Origin of the sequence: Ruegeria discodermiae (genome assembly GCF_030758345.1) — a bacterium.
Taxonomy (GTDB): Bacteria; Pseudomonadota; Alphaproteobacteria; order Rhodobacterales; family Rhodobacteraceae; genus Ruegeria_C.
Genome location: NZ_JAVAMO010000014.1, coordinates 81,713 through 100,618 on the forward strand (window position 1 = coordinate 81,713; position 18,906 = coordinate 100,618).

General features: G+C 54.3%; 14 protein-coding genes and 2 pseudogenes. 2 read left to right on the forward strand and 14 right to left on the reverse strand.

Annotation, left to right across the window (positions count from 1 at the left end; all coding sequences use genetic code 11):
• Window positions 1-237 precede the first annotated feature (237 nt).
• From Q5Y75_RS21825 to Q5Y75_RS21840, 4 genes are all read right to left on the reverse strand, one after another.
• The gene (locus Q5Y75_RS21825) at window positions 238-696 is read right to left on the reverse strand and encodes a rhodanese-like domain-containing protein (protein WP_306201545.1); all 459 of its coding nucleotides are present in this window, start codon (window positions 694-696) and stop codon (window positions 238-240) included.
• Between the two features lie 410 nt (window positions 697-1,106).
• On the reverse strand, window positions 1,107-1,895 hold the full coding sequence (locus tag Q5Y75_RS21830) for an ATP-binding cassette domain-containing protein (RefSeq protein ID WP_306201547.1): 789 nt from the start codon (window positions 1,893-1,895) through the stop codon (window positions 1,107-1,109).
• Entirely contained in the window at window positions 1,895-2,965 is a 1,071-nt protein-coding gene (locus tag Q5Y75_RS21835; RefSeq protein WP_306201549.1) for an ABC transporter permease, read from the reverse strand. The genes Q5Y75_RS21830 and Q5Y75_RS21835 overlap by 1 nt, the downstream gene beginning before the upstream one ends.
• A gap of 117 nt (window positions 2,966-3,082) precedes the next feature.
• Complete coding sequence (locus tag Q5Y75_RS21840; RefSeq protein WP_306201551.1) at window positions 3,083-4,102, reverse strand: sugar ABC transporter substrate-binding protein; 1,020 nt, start codon at window positions 4,100-4,102, stop codon at window positions 3,083-3,085.
• 185 nt (window positions 4,103-4,287) lie between these two features.
• Here Q5Y75_RS21840 and Q5Y75_RS21845 point away from each other — a divergent pair, with 185 nt between their 5' ends.
• On the forward strand, window positions 4,288-5,487 hold the full coding sequence (locus Q5Y75_RS21845; protein WP_306201553.1) for an ROK family transcriptional regulator: 1,200 nt from the start codon (window positions 4,288-4,290) through the stop codon (window positions 5,485-5,487).
• Window positions 5,488-5,637: 150 nt separating this feature from the next.
• Here the strand turns inward: Q5Y75_RS21845 and Q5Y75_RS21850 are convergent.
• From Q5Y75_RS21850 to Q5Y75_RS21890, 9 genes and pseudogenes are all read right to left on the reverse strand, one after another.
• A pseudogene (locus tag Q5Y75_RS21850) lies at window positions 5,638-6,311 on the reverse strand (IS6 family transposase); the annotation flags it as partial.
• 286 nt (window positions 6,312-6,597) lie between these two features.
• Complete coding sequence (locus Q5Y75_RS21855; protein WP_306201555.1) at window positions 6,598-11,427, reverse strand: nSTAND1 domain-containing NTPase; 4,830 nt, start codon at window positions 11,425-11,427, stop codon at window positions 6,598-6,600.
• Window positions 11,428-11,725: 298 nt separating this feature from the next.
• A complete protein-coding gene (locus Q5Y75_RS21860) occupies window positions 11,726-12,028 on the reverse strand; it encodes a sensor histidine kinase (RefSeq protein WP_306201557.1) in 303 nt (100 codons plus the stop codon).
• Window positions 12,029-12,193: 165 nt separating this feature from the next.
• A complete protein-coding gene (locus tag Q5Y75_RS21865; RefSeq protein WP_306201558.1) occupies window positions 12,194-12,874 on the reverse strand; it encodes an IS6 family transposase in 681 nt (226 codons plus the stop codon).
• A 116-nt stretch (window positions 12,875-12,990) separates the two neighbouring features.
• Window positions 12,991-14,007, reverse strand: a complete 1,017-nt coding sequence (locus tag Q5Y75_RS21870) for an alpha/beta fold hydrolase (RefSeq protein ID WP_306201560.1) — start codon at window positions 14,005-14,007, stop codon at window positions 12,991-12,993.
• A 16-nt stretch (window positions 14,008-14,023) separates the two neighbouring features.
• Entirely contained in the window at window positions 14,024-15,463 is a 1,440-nt protein-coding gene (locus Q5Y75_RS21875; protein WP_306201562.1) for a glutamine synthetase family protein, read from the reverse strand.
• A gap of 102 nt (window positions 15,464-15,565) precedes the next feature.
• Entirely contained in the window at window positions 15,566-15,964 is a 399-nt protein-coding gene (locus Q5Y75_RS21880; RefSeq protein ID WP_306201564.1) for a cupin domain-containing protein, read from the reverse strand.
• Window positions 15,957-16,403, reverse strand: coding sequence for a lactoylglutathione lyase (gene gloA, locus Q5Y75_RS21885; protein WP_306201566.1), 447 nt, complete (start codon window positions 16,401-16,403; stop codon window positions 15,957-15,959). The genes Q5Y75_RS21880 and gloA overlap by 8 nt, the downstream gene beginning before the upstream one ends.
• Window positions 16,404-16,422: 19 nt before the next feature.
• Window positions 16,423-17,514 (reverse strand): aromatic ring-hydroxylating oxygenase subunit alpha, encoded by a 1,092-nt coding sequence (locus tag Q5Y75_RS21890; protein WP_306201568.1) that lies wholly within the window; start codon window positions 17,512-17,514, stop codon window positions 16,423-16,425.
• Between the two features lie 453 nt (window positions 17,515-17,967).
• Between Q5Y75_RS21890 and Q5Y75_RS21895 the strand changes: the two genes are divergently transcribed.
• Window positions 17,968-18,477, forward strand: a complete 510-nt coding sequence (locus tag Q5Y75_RS21895; RefSeq protein WP_306201570.1) for an Lrp/AsnC family transcriptional regulator — start codon at window positions 17,968-17,970, stop codon at window positions 18,475-18,477.
• Window positions 18,478-18,561: 84 nt separating this feature from the next.
• On the opposite strand, the pseudogene Q5Y75_RS21900 reads toward Q5Y75_RS21895, so the two are convergent.
• Window positions 18,562-18,738: pseudogene (locus Q5Y75_RS21900) on the reverse strand (DDE-type integrase/transposase/recombinase); the annotation flags it as partial.
• Window positions 18,739-18,906 lie beyond the last annotated feature (168 nt).

Below are 18,906 nucleotides of genomic sequence, written 5' to 3' on the forward strand. Positions count from 1 at the left end.
CAATCTGTTGCGAAAGCAAACTTACCCGCCCAGCAAACCATGTCAATTCACCGTGGGTCAGCCTTGTTCTAGCTGGTTCTGTTGGTTTTTTGGGTTCCGTCGATTATCTGGATTGAGATGCGCCCCCTCGCAGGCTGGATTTCGGGATGTGTCGCAAACTTTGTTCTGTTTCAGAGCGATTACTGTGAGTGGCTAGAGTTGTCCAGCGAGGTCTGCGATAGAACCGCAACAGATCCTTTAATCCTGTTTCCAAGGCAATCCTGCCTTCTTCCATCCATTGACAAGACCACGATGACCTTGTGCATTCATTTCGCCTTCCATGCCAAACGCAACATTGGTGCAATGCACACTCACGCCACGCGCCTGCATCTGGCGCGAAAATTCATCTGCGGCGGAAATGGCCCGGGGACCGGCCCGGCACAGGAAAAATAAACGAGCTGGCATCTCGTCACCCAAGTCATCCAGTAGATCGGACAGAAAGCCAAGATTTTGGGTCATACGTGGCCAGATATGCCATTCGACGCACAATAAGCGACGATCAATAGAAGAAAGATCAGGGCGACCCACAAAATGCCATTCCGGATGCGTTCGAACGTCTACCATAACGGCATCTGGTATTGCTTTTAGTGCGTCCCAAACCTCGAGAGGGTGCAATTCATCAACAACAGTGTGGCTATTTACTTGTGTATATTCCATCGCATACTTCCTCTCGCGGATACTAATGAAGCTAGGAAAAAGATCTCGGCCTCACAGTAATTGAAACCAAACTAAACAGAACGGTGAGCAATTGTGTTCCTGAGTTGTTTGGGAGAGTAATTGAACAGTTAGGAGCGTTGTTGCACAACTCCCGGTTTCGTTGGCTAAACCTTCTGTTCGTGATGTTGAGACAGCTTTCCCATTATGAAGCCTACGACCATAGTCGGCGAGTGCCGCGCGATCGTAGTTCAGGTAGACCTAGATGGAGTGGATACCCCCGCTCCAATGCATTGCAATGTGCCAGAATGATGATGTACCGCTGCGCGACGAGGACGGTACCCACTCCATCTAGGTCGGGCGCCGCCAGGATTTAGTCCGACGGCGCTGGACCTGCGTCGATGTTGCCCCTTTTACGCGGCGCGTGCTTCAGCGGGTGGCTCTTTTGCACCCGTCATAAACGCCACTGCATCTGACATTGTGTAGTCTTTCGGATCAATGGTGCACAATCGCTTGCCCAATCTGTGGACATGGATGCGGTCGGCAACTTCGAACACATGCGGCATGTTGTGACTGATCAGGATGATTGGAATGCCGCGAGCCCTGACATCCTGGATCAGTTCCAGCACACGTCGGCTTTCTTTGACGCCCAAGGCTGCCGTGGGTTCATCCATAATGATGAACTTCGAGGCAAAGGCCGCCGCTCTGGCCACAGCTACACCCTGACGCTGGCCGCCCGAAAGCGTCTCTACCGCCTGGTTGATCGACTGCACCGTCATGAGGCCGAGCTCGGTCAGCTTGTCGCGGGCAAACTTTTCCATCGCGGGGCGGTCGAGTTGGCGCAAGTATTTGCCCATGAAACCAGCTTTCCGGATTTCGCGGCCCATGAACATGTTGTCGGCGATCGATAGCGCCGGGGACATGGCGAGTTGCTGGTAGACGATTTCGATCCCCATATTCCGCGCGTCGATCGGTGAGGTGAAGTTGACCGGTTTGCCTTCGATCAGAATTTCGCCTTCATCCGGAATAGTGGCGCCACAGATCGCCTTAACGATCGAGGATTTTCCGGCGCCATTGTCTCCGATGACGGCCAGTATCTCACCCTGGCGCAACTCGAAATCGGAATGGTCGATCGCGGTGACGTGGCCATAGCGCTTCACGATCCCGCGTCCCTGTACAACAGGTGTCGATGTGTCAGTCATTATGCTGATACCTTTCTGATCCATTGGTCAACCGCGACAGCGGCAATGATGAGAAGTCCGATGAGGAGGAAGGTCCACTGCGCATCGGCCCCCATGAGCCTTAATCCCAAGGTGAACACACCGACGATCAACGCTCCAAAGAGCGACCCCAGAATCGATCCTCGCCCGCCAAAGAGCGAAATACCTCCGATCACAACAGCCGTGATACTCTCGATATTGGCCAATTGACCTGAAGTCGGGGACACCGAGCCAATGCGCCCGATCAGAGCCCAGCCCGCAAACGCGCAGATGAGGCCTGAGAGCATGTATACAGACATCAGCGTTTTGTGGACGTTCACACCCGATAGCTCTGCAGCTTCAGGATCGTCGCCCACGGCATAAACATGTCGTCCCCACGCGGTGTGTTTGAGCGCATAGGCGAGCACAGCCACCAGAACCAGCATGAACACGACGCCAACAGTCAGAACCGCGCCTCCAACGCTGAACTTCGTCCCAAAGAACTGCAGGAACGCGGCACTTTCCTCGATTTCCTGGCTCCGGATGGTCTCGTTCGCGGAGTAAAGAAAATTGGTTGCAAGAACGATTTGCCACATGCCCAACGTCACGATGAACGGCGGGAGCTTCACCCGGCTAACGAGCCAACCGTTCAGTGCGCCAATAGCCGTACCAACCGCTAAACCGCAGAAAACCGCGATCGGTGTCGGGACGCCATAGCGGAACGTGAACTGTCCCATGATAACTGACGAGAAGACCATGATCGCCCCAACACTGAGGTCAATGCCCGCCGTCAGGATAACAAGGCTCTGTGCGGCGGCGACTATGCCTACGATCTGGACCTGCTGCAGGATCAGTGTCATCGCAAAGGGCGAAAAGAACTTCGATCCCAGCAGGAGTCCGAAAACTATGATCGCCGCAACAAGTACGATGAGCGGTACAAACGATGGATTGACATGTAAGACATGCTGGATCTGGCCCACAAGACCACGTCTGTGGTCTTCAAATTCAGCTACCGTCTCCGTCCGGGCTGCGGCAGCTTCAAAATCCTGGGCACTTTTGTTTGTGTCAGACATTACTCCTCCTTTCGCGACGGATGGACTCCAGATCGCGTGGTAGGTTTCAAAAGCATTTATTTGACTTGAAGGATCTGGGAAGGCACAAACACGCGCCTTCCGCTTATCCTGAGGGTGTTAGCCCCAACAGAGCTCAAGACCTCTTGCGACAGAGATCGATTCAAGCCCATCGACTGGCTGATCTGTAATCAAGGCAACACCAGTGTCAAAGAAGTCTTTGCCCGGCGTGTTTTCAGGTTTCACACCCTCATCGGCCCACTTCTTTACTGCTTCAACACCCAATGAGGCCATGAGTAGCGGATATTGCTGGCTGGTCGCCCCTATCACACCCTCTTCGACATTCTGAACCCCGGGACAACCACCATCCACGGACACGATCAATACATCGTTTTCGCGTCCGATCGCCTTTAACGCTTCATACGCGCCTGCAGCAGCGGGCTCGTTTATTGTATGGACGACGTTGATGGTCGGATCTTTGGCGAGGAGGTTCTCCATTGCACGGCGTCCGCCTTCTTCATTGCCATCAGTTACGTCGCTGCCCACAAGACGGGAGTCCGACTCGTCACCGATGACGTTTGGATCATTAAGATCGATACCGAAGCCGTCCAAGAATCCCTGGTTTCGAAGAACATCAACTGTCGGCTGGCTTACATTGAGATCGAGCGTAGCGATTTTTGCATCAGCAGCCGCGTCGCCCAGCGTAGCTTTCGCCCACTGCCCAATCAGAAGGCCAGCCAGATAGTTGTCGGTGGCAAAGGTTGCGTCTGCCGCATCCGTCGGACTCAAAGGTGTGTCGAGAGCAATGACGAGGATACCGGCATCACGCGCCTGTTGAACAGCCGGAACAATCGACCCGGTGTCCGAGGCGGTCAGCAGGATGCCCTTTGCGCCATCCAGAATACAGGTTTCGATAGCTTGAACCTGTGTCTCGTGGTCGCCATCGACTTTTCCGGCGAAGGCTTTGAGGGACATACCTAGCTCTTCAGCTTTCGCGCTGGCACCCTCCTTCATTTTTACAAAGAAGGGATTGGTGTCAGTCTTCGTGATCAGGCAGACGGTCTCACCAGCAGCGTGAGCACACGATGCGGCAACGGCAAGAGCCACTGCAGATGCACTTAGAGTTAAGAGACTTTTCATTGTTTCCTCCCGTTTGATTGCGGTCGAGGCAGGCCTATCCCGCCCCAGGCCTACACGTGTCGAGCGCGGTAGGTCGCCCTCAAGAAAGCTCATCGGGCTGATTCTGTCAATTAATAAATCAACTTTATTTATTAATTATAAAACCAACCTTTCCAATGGGATGATTGTGAAATATTACGAAGGATATGATGAACTTGGACTTCAGAGAGCTGTCAGGCGGAGTGAACCAGAGCGGCGTGCGCGACTATAACGAGCGCCTGATCCTTACTGTGTTGCAGCGCCGCGGCCCGACACCGGGTGCGGATATCGCCCGCATCACCGGGCTGTCGCCGCAGACGGTCTCGACCATCACACGCAGGCTCGAAAAGGACAAAATTCTCAGGCGCGGACATCCAATCCGTGGAAAGGTCGGAAAACCGTCGATACCGATGGAACTGAACCCCGATGGTGTCTTTTCCATCGGATTGAAGATAGGCCGGCGAAGCGCCGAATTGCTGCTGTTGGATTTTGTAGGAGTGCCCCGCAAGCAATTGTTCACATCGTATGACTATCCGTTTCCCGATGCCGTGTTTGGGTTTCTAAGAAGCGGGTTACAGAAGCTGCTCTGCGATCAACCGATCAAGGCAAGGGAACGGGTTTGCGGGATCGGTCTGGGAACGCCCTTCGAGCTGTGGAGGTGGCATGATCTGACCGGAGACGCGGCGGAGAAGTTTCGGTCTTGGAAAGATGTCGATATCTTGGCCGAAGTCACCGCGGTTACCGATCTCCCAGTCGTTGTCGTCAACGACGCAACGGCAGCTTGCCATGCTGAGCAACTCTATGGACGTGGGAAGGAGTTTCGTGACTATGCATACTTCTTCATCGGTTCATTCATCGGCGGCGGCATTGCTCTCAACGGTTCGGTCTATGAGGGCAATCAAGGAAACGCTGGCGCATTGGGTTCGATGCGGACAACGGGCCCGCTCGGAGAAAGCCATCAGTTGATCGACGTAGCCTCGCTCCACCTGCTTGAGGCACGGTTGGTTGCGGCAGATGTCGATCCGCGGGTGATGTGGCAGCGTCCTCAGGATTGGAGCTCGATAAATCGCTATGTAATGCCGTGGCTCGGGGAGACCGCCCAGGAACTTGCAAAAGCCTCGCTTTCGATCTGCTCGGTGATTGATTTCGAGGCCATTCTCATCGATGGCGCTTTTCCGACTGACATACGCGATGAGTTGGTTGCGCGGGTGAGCCGCTACCTTCTAAATCAGGACAAACGCGGGCTAATCACGCCAAGCATCCATGCCGGGAGTGTCGGCGAGAACGCCCGAAGCATAGGTGCTGCCAGCAGCCCAATCTTTAGGCAATTTCTGCTCAACACAAATGCTGGGCTGTCGATGAATTGAGCATTGGACAGCGACAGAACGACCTAGGTCCTTTTGGCGTGGTGAAGGTCTCTCCGGTTGGTTTCGGTTGGGCAGGCAAGTCCATATCGGGGCTTTGTCGCAAACTCTGGCGTCGGTCAAAGCTATCGCATTGGCAGGCCGCCGTTTTCCAGCGAGCTCTGCAAATTGACGGAATCCGCTTGTCGAAGCTCCCAGCTGGCCCTTGCGGATCATGTTGGCGGTCTCGATGCCTGCAAGTTTCGCTGCTGCTGAGACGAAGCTTTTGAAACCGAGCATAGGTCTCGTGAGCCGCTTGATGAACCGGTGGTCCTGCTCCACAATGTTGTTTAGGTATTTAGATCTGACAGTGTCGATCTTAGCCGGTATCCGCAATCGCTTGAAGATCTTGTTGATCTCTTTGATCCCGGCCGCGTTGCTCCTGCTTTTGTCAATTGTGATCCGTTTCGAGATTCCATTGTTGCATAATGCATTGGCGAAGAACTTCTTTGCAGCCTTGGTGTCTCGCTTCTCGGAGAGCATTAAATCAAGGGTTTGACCATCACGATCCACGGCACGATAGAGGTACACCCATTCACCGCGAACTTTGATGTAGGTCTCATCCATGCGCCAGGATTCAGCGGTGCCAGCCTTCCGTTTCTGAGCTGCGCGAGCGGCCAAGGGTGAATACTTCACAACCCAGCGGTTCAGCGTCGCATGATCAACCGATACTCCACGTTCTGCCAGGATCTCTTACAGGTCACGGTAGGAGACGCCGTACCGAACTAGAAGTAGATCGCTAACAGGATCACCGATCGCGGGTAATGCGCACCTTTGAAGTCGATCATCGGACATTCCTAATCTCTGTCAAAGACCAGCCAGCCATTGGATCAAACCGCGCGAAGGTGCAACACGCCGACCAAAGTTTGCGACACAGCCGGTCAGTTTCGAGAACGACGCATTGGATGGGTCAGCCGCGTTTGAGCCGCGGCTGACAAATCACGTCAGGGTCTATGACTTACTTCAATCAAAACACCGTGGACACATACAAAAATTTTGCAATTGCGGGGAAAGTCAGGTGTGCTTGGATTCGCTCGCCAATGACAAAGCAGTCATTGACATAAGACTGGAATCCTACTTCGGTCGGCACGTTTTCCTATAATCAACATCGGACGGCAGATACGTTTCCCATTCTTCCATGGTCAGGTTCCGGTTAACCATCCGGCAGGCGCGTTCAATGACTGGGACGGCAGGTATTTCCCAATATGCTGCTCCTCTGTCGTCTGTGCCGAGCGCAGCGACGGTTGTTTCGGACACAAAACGCACGTCAAATATGTTTCGCGCACCAATGAGTGGATGCTTGATCGCCCGGCTGGCATCATCAGGCCAGATTGCCAGCCCACCGCGGTCCGCATTCACCGTCAGACTACCGTTGCTTGCGCTTGGTGGCTCGGCATTCTCATCCTGTCTGTTTGTCTGAGTCCCGCTGCCGGCTCCACTTTGCGAAAGTTCTGGAATTTCTACAACGTCATCGCCGCTCAGATTCCAATCAAAAATCCTACCGTCAACGTCAAATATGCGAAGGGTGTTCAGGTTTGACCGAAATTCCAATTTACTGACTGCAGCAGGCAAAGTTGTTTTTCTGGCGCGCTGCGCCTTGTCGCCCAAATGCCAAGTCGCAACAGAATTGCCGTCACCAGCTGCCGCCAAGTACATACCAGTCTCGTCAAAGGCGAGACGCCTGACATCACCGCTGATCTGCTGGACGTTGTCGTGAAGCAATGTTCTGGTCGCGATCGTCCACATGGCCATCGAATCGTCCGACGCCACCAATAGTCGCGTACCGTCGTGGCTGAAGCGGGCACGGGTTCGCCTGTTTGTGGGAAACGCGAAAGTCTCGGACACCGTGTTTGCCGCCAACGACCATACGACATAACCGTCCGCAATTCGGATCGCAATTGAACCGGCATCGGGACTTATCGCAAAACTGTGGATATGCATTATCGATTCACGGGCCTGCGACTTCTCCGCGCGTATCATGTTGATAGGTAAGTAAATTTTTGTATTGCTTTCCAGCTTGAGAATGGTCATGCCAAACGGCGTTTCCATTGCAAGGATCGTTCCGTCCGACGACAGCGCCATGGAACCAATGGTCGGTGTACTAGTCTCCTGCGCGCCTTCGGGAAAGAAGTTTGCAGACCGATATAGTGCGCTCTGCCAATTATCGGTAACGCGGGTCCATATTAGGATCTGTTGGCCATCGGAGATAGCGACACGGTTACCGGCAGCGCCGAGGCTTAAGAGATATTCCTCGCCGTTCAGGGGCACGTCAGGCGATAGCCGTTCGATGAACGTGTCGCGAACCTCTGATGGCTCCTTCAGTAGCTCGGACAGTTCCATTCCTAGACCTGCTGCTCGCCGCCGCGCGCCGTTTAAGTCCACCAGGATAATGTCGCCGTCATCATAGGCTCCTGCCAGCCACTTCCCCTCGTTGTCAATTGCGGAAGCGATCGGTATGGCCTGCACGTTACCCGTCGGATTGTTGATGCGTAGCTGATCCTTTGCCTTTACGTTAAGGAACTCGATCCAGTTATTGCGGCCGCCTACTCCCTGCCGCGCAACGTATTCATGATTGCCAGTGACAAAGCGATCCGGGTTCACAAAGGCCCCGCCAAATTTTATTGTCGAACGCGCGTCCACCGCGTTTTCCCAGAGGACAACATTGCCGTAGCTTGTCGTTTTGACCGGTGCTCCATCTGCATCAATGTAAGCGTCAAGGAGTCTCGCCAAAGCACCGGGTTGACCCGATAACACCTGCTCGGGCGCGTTGGTCTCCGCGATGTTCCAAAAAATGACTAGCCCATCGGTCCCGCCGATGGCTAATTTTTTGCCGTCGGGACTTAGTGCCATAGCGCGCACGCGTCTGCCGTCATCTGTACCAGCCAAGCCACCCAATCTCCGGGGGATACTTAGATCCCACAAATACAATTCGCCATCTTGGGCCCCGGTGGCCAGAGTGCGACCGTTCGCGTGGACTGCTATCGAACGCGTTTGACCAATTGGGATTTCTTTCTGGGTTAGGGGTTTCGCGCGATCCACTTCCCACAAAGCAAGTTGGCCGCCTCCGCCCGTAGCGAAAAACGCCGTGCCGGGGATGAAAGAGACACCGGGGCGATCCCCGAGCAGATCCTTAACGAGTTTTTCGTCGAATGGTGTCTCTTCGCGTTCTCCTGTGCGCAAGTCCCAGATGGAAAGCTGCCCAAGATATTCCAGGATTGCTACAGGTCGATCAGGATGGAATGCGGCAGACCCAACGAGTTCCGGGCGGTCCGGGTCTGATGTCACTTCTACCCAGTCTTTTCTTTGGAAGTCCCACCGAATGATGCCATAGTAGCGGCAGGCTGAAAATAACTCTTCCTCTGCCACGAACGCTCCGACCGCCCAGGATACATCGCAGCCATTTGGAATGTTCTGAGATTTGCCCTCCGGAAGCCCGTCCGAAAAGATCTCCAAATCTTGACTGTGCCCGGTCGTTACCAGCAACTTGCCGGAGCGGTCATAACCAAATCCTGTCAAGCCACCCTGGAGATCAATATCGCTTTCCAACGCAAAGGAGTCCGTGCTCCATACCTTCACATGACCACCGAAGTCTCCTGACAACAGGTGCTCGCCCGTCGGTGTAAAGCTCAGCGCGTAGATTGTTTCATCGTGTCCCGGCAGGGGGCCTCGCAAGAACGGGTATCTCTCGATCATATCGAACAACACACTCTCGGCCTCGCGGGTTGCTGCGCGTTGATACCCTTCCGCGCTGAGGAGCATGGCGAGTTCGAACTTGTCGTCAGACAGTGCGAGTCTCGCGTCGGAGGCAAGTTTGCGGGAAAGGGCAAGGTTTGCCTGCTTGTCCGCTTCTTGTTGCGCAAGCTCAGCGTTGTCGCGCGCTATATTGGCCTGCACCAAACCAAAAACCGCAACCCCCGCAACAATCAGCAAAACGAACGAGGCAGCAACCGAACCCCAAACGATGCGGCGGCGCTGGCGGTCCCTGCGTCGTGTTTCGGCTTCCGCAGCTTCGATGCTCGCTAGGATGTACGACCGTTCAGTGGCAGACAGTTGATGTGGTCTGTCCGCCATCCAACCGCGCGCGCGATTGAGTTTCAGACCTGTGAGCAAGGCCGCCGGTTTATCAGCCGTGCGCGCTCGCTCCCAATCCTTGATATCGGCCTGAAGTTGCTGACGTCCCAACAAAAATTCGCGCGCATCGTCGAGCCAGTTTCGGAGGCGCGTCCATTTGCGCAGCAAGGCTTCATGCGCCACCTCGATCACACGCCGATCATCCTCCTGGCGAATGACCAGAAGACGGGCTTTGGTCAAACGCTCCAAAAGAATATGCGCCATGCCGGGCAGTTCATCCCAGAAAGCAGGGCGGCGGACGTATTCGCCCTTGTCATTTACCCAGACCATCGCGGGAACAAACGCGGACCGGAGCGCGGCCAAATCCTCTGGACCCGGTTGTGTTTGGTCCAGAACGTCGTCGGCGGCCTGACGGACGGAATTCTCTAGCGGTGTCAGGCCTGCTTGCACATCTCCAAGCGCGTCGTAGTCTTCGTGACTAAGACAGCCATCCGCCCCAAATCGGTCGTAGAGTTCCCGAAGCGCAAAAGCTAAGAGCGGCAGGGCATCCTCGGTTTCGGCGTCCTTTGTGGCCTGCATCACCAGACTGTCCTCTACCCTCAGTCCCGCAATTCGGGCGGGTCCTTCGATGATCTGCGGAATGCGGGAAAGCGGCAGAGGCCCCAAGGAGAACTCCTCATACCGCGCCTTCAGCCGCTGCGCTGACTGCAGTTTCTCCAGAAAATCCGATCTCTGCGCCAAGACGACCAAAAACGGCGACTCTTCGGCCCCAAGCTCGTTCAGAATGTCGAAGAACCGGTCCGCCTCGGCAGGAACCGATATCCCAAACAACTCCTCCGCCTGATCGACCGGAAGAAGGATTTGAGCTTCGCTGTGTCCGCGCTGAATCCGCAAGTCAATGGCAAGATCGCGCAAGGTCGCGCTAATGTCGCCGCAGCGCAAGGCCTCTCTCCACTCGCGCCACTGCGTTCCCTGTAACATGGCAAGTGCAAGAGTCCGTGCCAATTCGTCTACAGGCCGGGTCTGCGGACGCATGGTTGGCAACACAAGCCAATTTCTGGGGTCGCGCTTGATCCGAGGAAGGACGCCTGCCCGCAGAAGCGAAGACTTACCAGATCCAGACGCACCCAGCAGGGCGAGAACCTTCGGACCGCCCTGTATTCGACGCGCGTTCAACCGTTCCATCAAACGGCGGATGTCATCATCGCGACCAAAATACAGCGCCGCGTCTTCCTCCTGGAAAGCGCTCAAACCGGGATAAGGAGGCCGGCTGTTATCCCACCGGAACCCACCCTGCGCATTTAGCGCAATTTGCGTCAGTTCCTTCGACAGTCTCTGAAGGCCGCTCTCTCGATCGGCGCTGAGATCGAGTGTCTGAATGTCGTGCCCAATCGGTGCATGTCCTGGCTGGTCTTCGACAACTGGAAAAATCGGTTTCCCCAACGCACGGGCCTGCGTGTATTCCGCAAAGCACCATTTCGACTCGACCCAATTCTGCGTCTGAAGGATGATCAACGCTTCGGAGTTTTCAATCTCACGATATAGGACCTTCTCCCAGTTCGCTCCGGGTGGGATCCCGGAATGTTTGTCAAAGTCCAAAAATGGGGTTTCGAAACCTTCAGAGTGGAGCCAAATCTTCATCGCTCCGGCGAGTGCGTTGTCGCGACTTGAATGAGAAATGAAGACCCTGGCCATCGACCTGCTGAAATCAAGAAAACTCTTTCCATCAATACTATCAATCGGGGAAAAATGCACGTTGCCGAGCGTCAAGTGCGCGATAGCGCCAGAGCTCTCTGTCCAACGACGCGGCAAAACAAATGGGCGCAGGAACACTCACCCGCCACATTCTCCATTTGACCTTTTCCCGATATCCGGGCCGTTCGAACTGGAATTTTCCACTATTGAACGGAAGAAGTAGGAGGAAGACCTCTGAAGCCGAAGCGCTTTTCAGAGGCAAAGATCACCAGCTTGCTGAAGGAGAGCGAGGCTGCCACGAGTACCGATAACTTCCGTGGGCGTCACGGCATCGACGAAGGCTGGTCACAATCGCAAATGCGATCATCAAGTCCGGCAATCCCTGGCAACTTCAGTTGGGAGAATAGACACACTTGCAGGTGGTTCTTGTATGGACTTAAAACCTGATACGAAAACTGGCGCCTTGCTTTGAGGCCGTTACCTCGATTACTGCGCCCGCTTGTTTCAGTACAGCGGCGACAATGGATAGGCCCAGCCCGGTGCCGCCCTGATCCCGTCTCGTCGTGAAAAACGGGTCTGCGATGCGCGAACTGTTTCGCTGGGAAATACCCGTGCCGTTTTCGGAAACAATTAGGCTGTTCGAATCCGCATCAAAACCTATGTCGACGCGCGTTGTGCCGTGCTGGAACGCGTTTTGTAAAAGATGGTGCAGAACAATCTGACCTTGATCTTTGGACAAAAACAGGTGCGTTCCTGGCTGGGCATGCAGTTCGATAACCTTCTCCGAAAACGCGGCTGACGCAGCTTGGACAATATCAGCCAGTGACGTGGGGGTCGGATCGGTTTGAACGGCTTTGTCGCAAACTTAAGCGTGGTTCGAAGCTATCGCTTTGCCTGGACAAGTTTATACTGCGAGCTCTGCAAATTGACGGAATCCGTTTGTCGAAGGCCCAAGCTGCCCCTTGCGGATCATGTTGGCTGTCTCGATCCCCGCAAGTGTCGCGGCGGCAGAGGCGAAGCTTTTTAAACCGAGCATCGGCCTCGTAAGCCGTTTGATGAACCGGTGATCCTGCTCAATAATGTTGTTTAAGTATTTTGATCTGACGGTGTCAATCGTAACCGGTATCCGCAATCGCTTGAACATTTTGTTGATCTCTTTGATCCCGGCCGCATTGCTCCTGCTTTGGTCAATGGTGATCCGTTTCGGAATGCCATTGTTGTGCAGTGCATTGGCGAAGAATTTCTTAGCGGATTTCGTATCTCGCTTCTCGGAAAGCATGAAATCAAAGGTTTGACCGTCACGATCGACGGCCCGGTACAGATAGACCCACTCACCGCGAACCTTCACATAGGTTTCGTCCATGCGCCAAGAATCCGCTGTCTTGGCCTTCCGTTTCTGCGCCGCGCGAGCGGCCAAGTGTGAATACTTCACGACCCAGCAGTTCAGCGTCGCATGATCAACCGACACCCCACGTTCCGCCATGATCTCTTCCAGGTCACGATACGAGACGCCGTAGCGAACGTAGAAATAGACCGCAAACAGGATCACAGATTGTGGATAGTGTGCACCTTTGAAGTCGATCACTGGGCATTCCAAAATAGCGTTACAGACCAGGCACCTGTTGGATCAAACCGCGCGAAGGTGCAACCTACCGGCCAATGTTTGCGACAAAGCCCAATTTCTTATTTATTCTCTGATCCTTATTCCTGCAGAAGCTCGTGGATATTGAGATCCAACTGTGCCGTAAAGCCCGTGTCATTGCCAGGGTTGGCGGCGCAATGGCCCCATGGCGAGTCGTATGGACGGAAGATGGCGTTAGACATGTGGTGGGCTTCGATTTCATTGTCTTCGGGCGGGAAATATAGATCCTGCATACACGGCATCAGGATCGCACGAGCCTTGATCGCACCCAGTGCTTGCTTGTAATCCCCATTGTAGAGCGGTCCGGCAGAGATGTCGCCAGCTTGCCAGGTTGCAAGCTTGGCCAATAGGTCATTCGCGTCCCAGCCCAGCACGTGGTCGCGCTCCCAATCCTGCATCAGCTCTTCGATGGTTTGGAACCCGAGTTGGCGATAGAGCCCCTCGCGGTAAAAGGTCTGAGAAAAGGCCCAACCCGCGTACACGCGCCCAAAAGCCTTGAGACCTGCCTCGGGCGGCTTAACATAGTTGCCATCTTTCCAATTCTGATCCGCGCAGAGGGCGGCCTTGACCCCTTCGAGGAAGACGAAATTATGCGGTGAAGTTCGGGCCGACGCGCAAAAGGGCAAGATCGCCTGGACCATGTCCGGGTATTGCGCCGCCCATTGGTAGGATTGACAGCCCGCCATTGACCAGCCAGCGACAAGGGCGATTTTTTCGATCCCCAAGTGATCACGTATCAGCCGATACTGGGCGGCGATATTGTCCCACATCTGTACCAGCGGAAATCGAGGTCCGTCCTGCGGAGCAGGTGTATTCGATGCCGACGACGAACGACCATTGCCAAACAGGTTTGGACTGACAATGAAATGCCGCGCCGGGTCAATCGCGCGACCTGGGCCAAAGAAACCTTCGTTCCGAGAATTTGTACCTGTGTAAAAGGTCGGCAGGACGATGACATTGTCACCTGTTGCCGACAATGTGCCATAGGTCTGATAGGCGAGCTTGGCGTCCTTCAAAGTGTCACCCGACAGGAGTGGTAGGTCACCCAGTTCGTATATCTGAAATTCCGCCATCATCTGGTCCTTCCCAGGTTCAGTAGAGCCGCAGATATTCCTTCACTTCCCAATCCGTGACTGATTGATGATAGCGCTCCCACTCGTCGTTCTTGTATTCGAGGTATGATTTACGCATTACTGGCCCCATCACATGTTCGGCCATTTCGTCACTGCGCAAGGCTTCGATCGCATTGAGCAAGGTCCGCGGCAAACGCCGGATCCTCAGCTCAGCGAGTTCAGTTTCGGTTTTGGAATACAGGTCGAAATCTGTTGGCTTGCCTGGGTCTACCTTGTTTTTGATGCCCATAACTCCGCAACTCAGATGCATCGCCATTGCCAGATAGACGTTCATGGTCATGTCGCAGGCGCGGTTTTCGATGCAATGGCGGCTCTGCGGCAGGCGGAACTGGGCCGAGCGATTGTTGAAACCATAGGTGATATTGGTCGGGGCCCAGGTGACTGTGCCACCCTCAAACCCACCGACACGAGGCACCAACCCGTTATAGGAGTTCACCGTCGGACAAGTGATCGCAGTGATCGCTTCGGCGTGCTGCATCAATCCGCCGACGGCCCATCGGCTTTCGTCGCTCCATTCTCCGTCGGGGGTTTCAAAGATGTTTTCACCGGGACGGCTTTCATGCTGCATCGACATGTTGATATGCGCACCGGACCGCCAGTCGCCGACTGTCGGTTTTGGCATGAAGGTGACGAACATCCCGTGCTTTTTGGCGACCTCTTTCAGAGTTATGCGCAGGAATGCCAGCCTGTCAGACATCTCAAGCATGTTAGTGTAGTGGAAATCCAGCTCGAACTGCGAATACGCACCCTCGGCCACCACGTCATGCAGGTTCCAGCCCTGACCCTCAATGATGTCGATCATGTCTTTCAGAAATGCCATCGAGTCAATCGAGTATTCAACGTCGTAGCCAAAAGCCTGACGCCGTGGTCGGACACCGCGCGCCGGGTCGTCGTCAAACGCCTTTACCGGCTGACCGGCTTCGTCGTATTTCATTACGATGAACTCGGGTTCTACCCCGGCATAACCGGTGTACCCTTCCAGCGCAGCTTCGTGCATCGCGCGTTTCAGGGCCTGACGCGGGCAAACGTTATAAGGCGCATCTTCCCAGTAGAGGTCCGAGAATATGATCGCCATCGAAGTGTCCCAAGGACAGACATATACGGCGTCAAGATCCGGCACGACCACCTGATCGCTGTCAGCGGGGCTGAGTTCGGGCACGTACGAAATCGAATGCACCGCGAATTGTGGCCCTTTTCCAAGACATAGGGGTTCAAAGTCGCTCATTGGAACTGGTTTAGTTTTTGGAATACCGTGCAGGTCAATCCAAGCTGCCATCACATACTTAACACCTGCCTCTTCCAAATGCTGATGAACTTCTGGAATACGTGAGCGGTTTCGCTCAACAGCGTCGTGGAATGTCTCGTAGTAGATACGGGTGTTGGCATTGTCCTTGGGCATTCGGCGTCCTCCCATCGAATGGCAATCAGATTTGGTCCGCCGAGGGTAACGCCCCGACGTTTGCGCTGGTTTCTGTTGTCTTGTCGCTCAGCGAATAAGTGCTCAGCCGGGTACAAAATCGTCAGGGTCAATGCCTGGAACCTGGGTGATCCCGGCAAGCTGTTTCCAGTTGTGAGGGTAAGCGGCATAGAAGATCACGCACTTGCCGTCCGCCTCGTAGGAAATGTGATTGTCCTTGGGGACAAACAGCACGTCACCACGATTGCAGACATAGCTCTTGCCGTCGCAAACCAGCCGGAACGTACCCTCAAGACAATAAATGATCTCATCGCAGGTCAGATCCCACGGCACCTTGATGTTGTTCAGTACATTGATGCCGCCGCACATGGACTTGCTGAATTCACTGGTCACCATCGGTTTGATGTAGGTGTCACTGTCACCCATCGAGTCGTAGCGGTTTTGAACCAGATCGAATTTGAAAAGTTGAGGTGTGTCACCCATGTGATAAGCCTTCCTGTGCGAGGTGTTTCAGTATGGATTCGTTCAATTCGACCTTGTAACCGTCAGGGTCCTCGCAAAAGGCGATGACCCTTGTGCCGTTTTTCATCGGTCCCGGTGGGCGAATGATGTTTACCCCAGCCGCAGCCAGCTGTTCGCATGCGGCATAGACATCCGGTGTTTCGATGCAGATGTGACCCCAGCCGTTACCCTTGTCATAAGGCATGTCCTGATCCCAATTGGCGGTCAGTTCTAGCGTTGGAAACTCGGCCTCGGGCCCATACCCGATAAATGTGTTGGTGAATTTGCCTTCGGGGTAATCCGTGCGCCGCAGCACCTCCATACCCAGAATTCCGCAATAGAAGTCCAGCGACTTCTCCATATCTGTGACCCGCATCATCGTATGGGCCAGACGAAACCCTTTCGATATGGGTTTACTCATTGATTTTGTTCCTCTTAATTTATGCGCCGGCCACGTCACGCTCGATCAAATCCTGAAAGGCGCGCACGCTATCCTCCCAGGCAGGCGACAACAGGCCCCCATCCTTGGCGACCGGGGATTTGCGGCCCTCAAACATGCGCTCAACCATCTCGTGGTCTTCTTTATGGACATCCCACCATAGGTTCCTGAGAGCTTGTACTTCCTCGGCGCTCAATTTTTGGCCCTCGGTGGTATAAAGCGCTCGGTATTGGCGCATTTTTCCGGGGCCAATGGGCACGTTCAAATAAACGCCCAGCTGATCCGGGAAATAACGACCCAGAATGAAATTGGGATACAGCGTCAGATAGCGAGAGCTGACACCCAAGCTGCCGGATGTGCCCAGCTCTTCATTCAGGTCCACCGCGCTGCCAATACAGGTACCATCGATGATGGTATAGTGGTTTTCCAATGGCTGATCGGTGGTCGAGGCATGTACGAACTGGACATGGTAGGGCTCGATAAAATTCTCCATGATCAGCTTCCAATTGGTGTCGATCTCACCAAAATTGAGCAATCCAATTGGCTCCAACCTTTCAAAGTCCATCCCATCGAGGTGGCTGAACAAGGGTGCGGCATAATCTTCGAAATCCGGCGCATTCCCGTCCAGATTGACGAAGATCCAGTCGTGCCAGACATGAGTGCGGACCGGTTTCAGTCGATGGTTTTTGATGTCGAAACCGTCGAACTCCTGCTTTCCGGTTCCGGCAAAGTGCGGTGCAGCTCGCAGGCGGCCATCCAGATCATAGGCCCAGGCGTGATAGGGGCAGCGGATCAGCTTGCCGACATTCTTGGGTTTGTCGACCAGTGTCATGCAGCGGTGCAGGCAAACATTGTGAAATACATGTATGGCACCATCACGGCCGCGCACCGCCAACAATGGCAAGTCGGCGCAGGTAACAGGATGTGCGTCGCCGGGATCGGCTATTTGATGGGCAAACCCGATGAACACCCAATTCTTGGCCAGGACGGTCTGGCACTCCCGCTGCCAGAACTCTTCGCTGCGATACGCCTCAGCGATCAGCCCGTGCTGAGGCCCGGCAACTGCCCCTGCGCTTTCCTTGGCAATTGTCATTACTCCTCCCTTCGACGCTGCCCACTTGCGCCCGCCGTTGGAGAGCTAAGCGCAAGGTTTTCACCGTTTCTCGCGGATGGTCTGCTCGCAGACTTGTCCCTCCGCGCTGGTTTGATGGTCATTGCGAATATCGCATGTTTATGTTCCTGGAATCCGATATCCGCTGATTTTTTAGATCTTTAAGCAAGAATCAGAAGAAATCTGGTCAAAAAACGGCACAACAGTACGAATTTCGAATTTTGTGGCTGAATTCGTAGCTTGGTTCACTATTTCACCAGAACATTGCTGAAAACTCGACAATAGCCACGCAAGATGGTGCCTGGAAACTGCGGCTTTGAGGTCAAAAGATGTCGTTTTCCGCACTTCTGTGCATAGGTTTCCCAAGGGGTAATTGCGGAATTCGATACCCCAACTTAATCTGAGTTACGAATACAGCAAACGAGCATCATGCACATGTCAGTCAAAAAGCAATCTAACTTGCGCGTCACTCAGAGCATTCGATCCCCAAGGGATGATTTGAACCAGCAAATCATCCGGCTATTGCAGCAGGATGGTCGGATGGCGTTTTCTGAAATTGCGCAGCAGTTGGATGTATCCGAGGGGACCATTCGTAACAGGGTAAGCGGGCTGCGGGACAACAACATGTTGCGGATCGTCGCGATGTCTGATCCCGTAGCCACGGAATACACCACCGACGCAATGATTGGGTTGAATGTGGCCACAGGCGTGACCCCGCGCCAGGTGGCCGAGCGCCTTGAAAAGAACCCTCGGGTGGTTTTCATTCTATGGGTCGCAGGGCGCTACGATTTGATCATTGAACTCGTCAGCGACGATAGCGATGCATTACAGGATTTTCTTGAACAGGAAATCCACGCAAGCGATGATATCGCCAACGCCGACGTCATGCCGGGGCTGAAGAATTTTAAGAACCAGTTCCTGCTAAAGCAGGGTGTGAACGAGTGACGAGAAAAATTCGATCACAGAAGTATAGGAAGATGTGTCGCAAACACTGTCGTCGGTCAGAGCTATCGCATTGGCAGGCCGTCGTTATCCAGCGAGCTCTCCAAATTGACGGAAGCCGCTTGTCGAAGGCCCAAGCTGCCCCTTGCGGATCATGTTGGCTGTCTCGATCCCCGCAAGTGTCGCGGCGCTAGAGGCGAAGCTCTTGAAGCCGAGCATCGGCCTCGTAAGCCGTTTGATGAACCGGTGATCCTGCTCAATAATGGCCGTGTTGCACGGATCATAAGTGAGGCGAGATTGCCCCAAACCCCATAACTCTAGAAGAGGCGTTCATACTTCGCACCACCGAGACTTGTCATACGGTTGAGCGCAGTTGATGCAACTTTAGCTTCTGCTATCTGGCGGTCGAGCTCACGCGCTTGCAGGCGATTG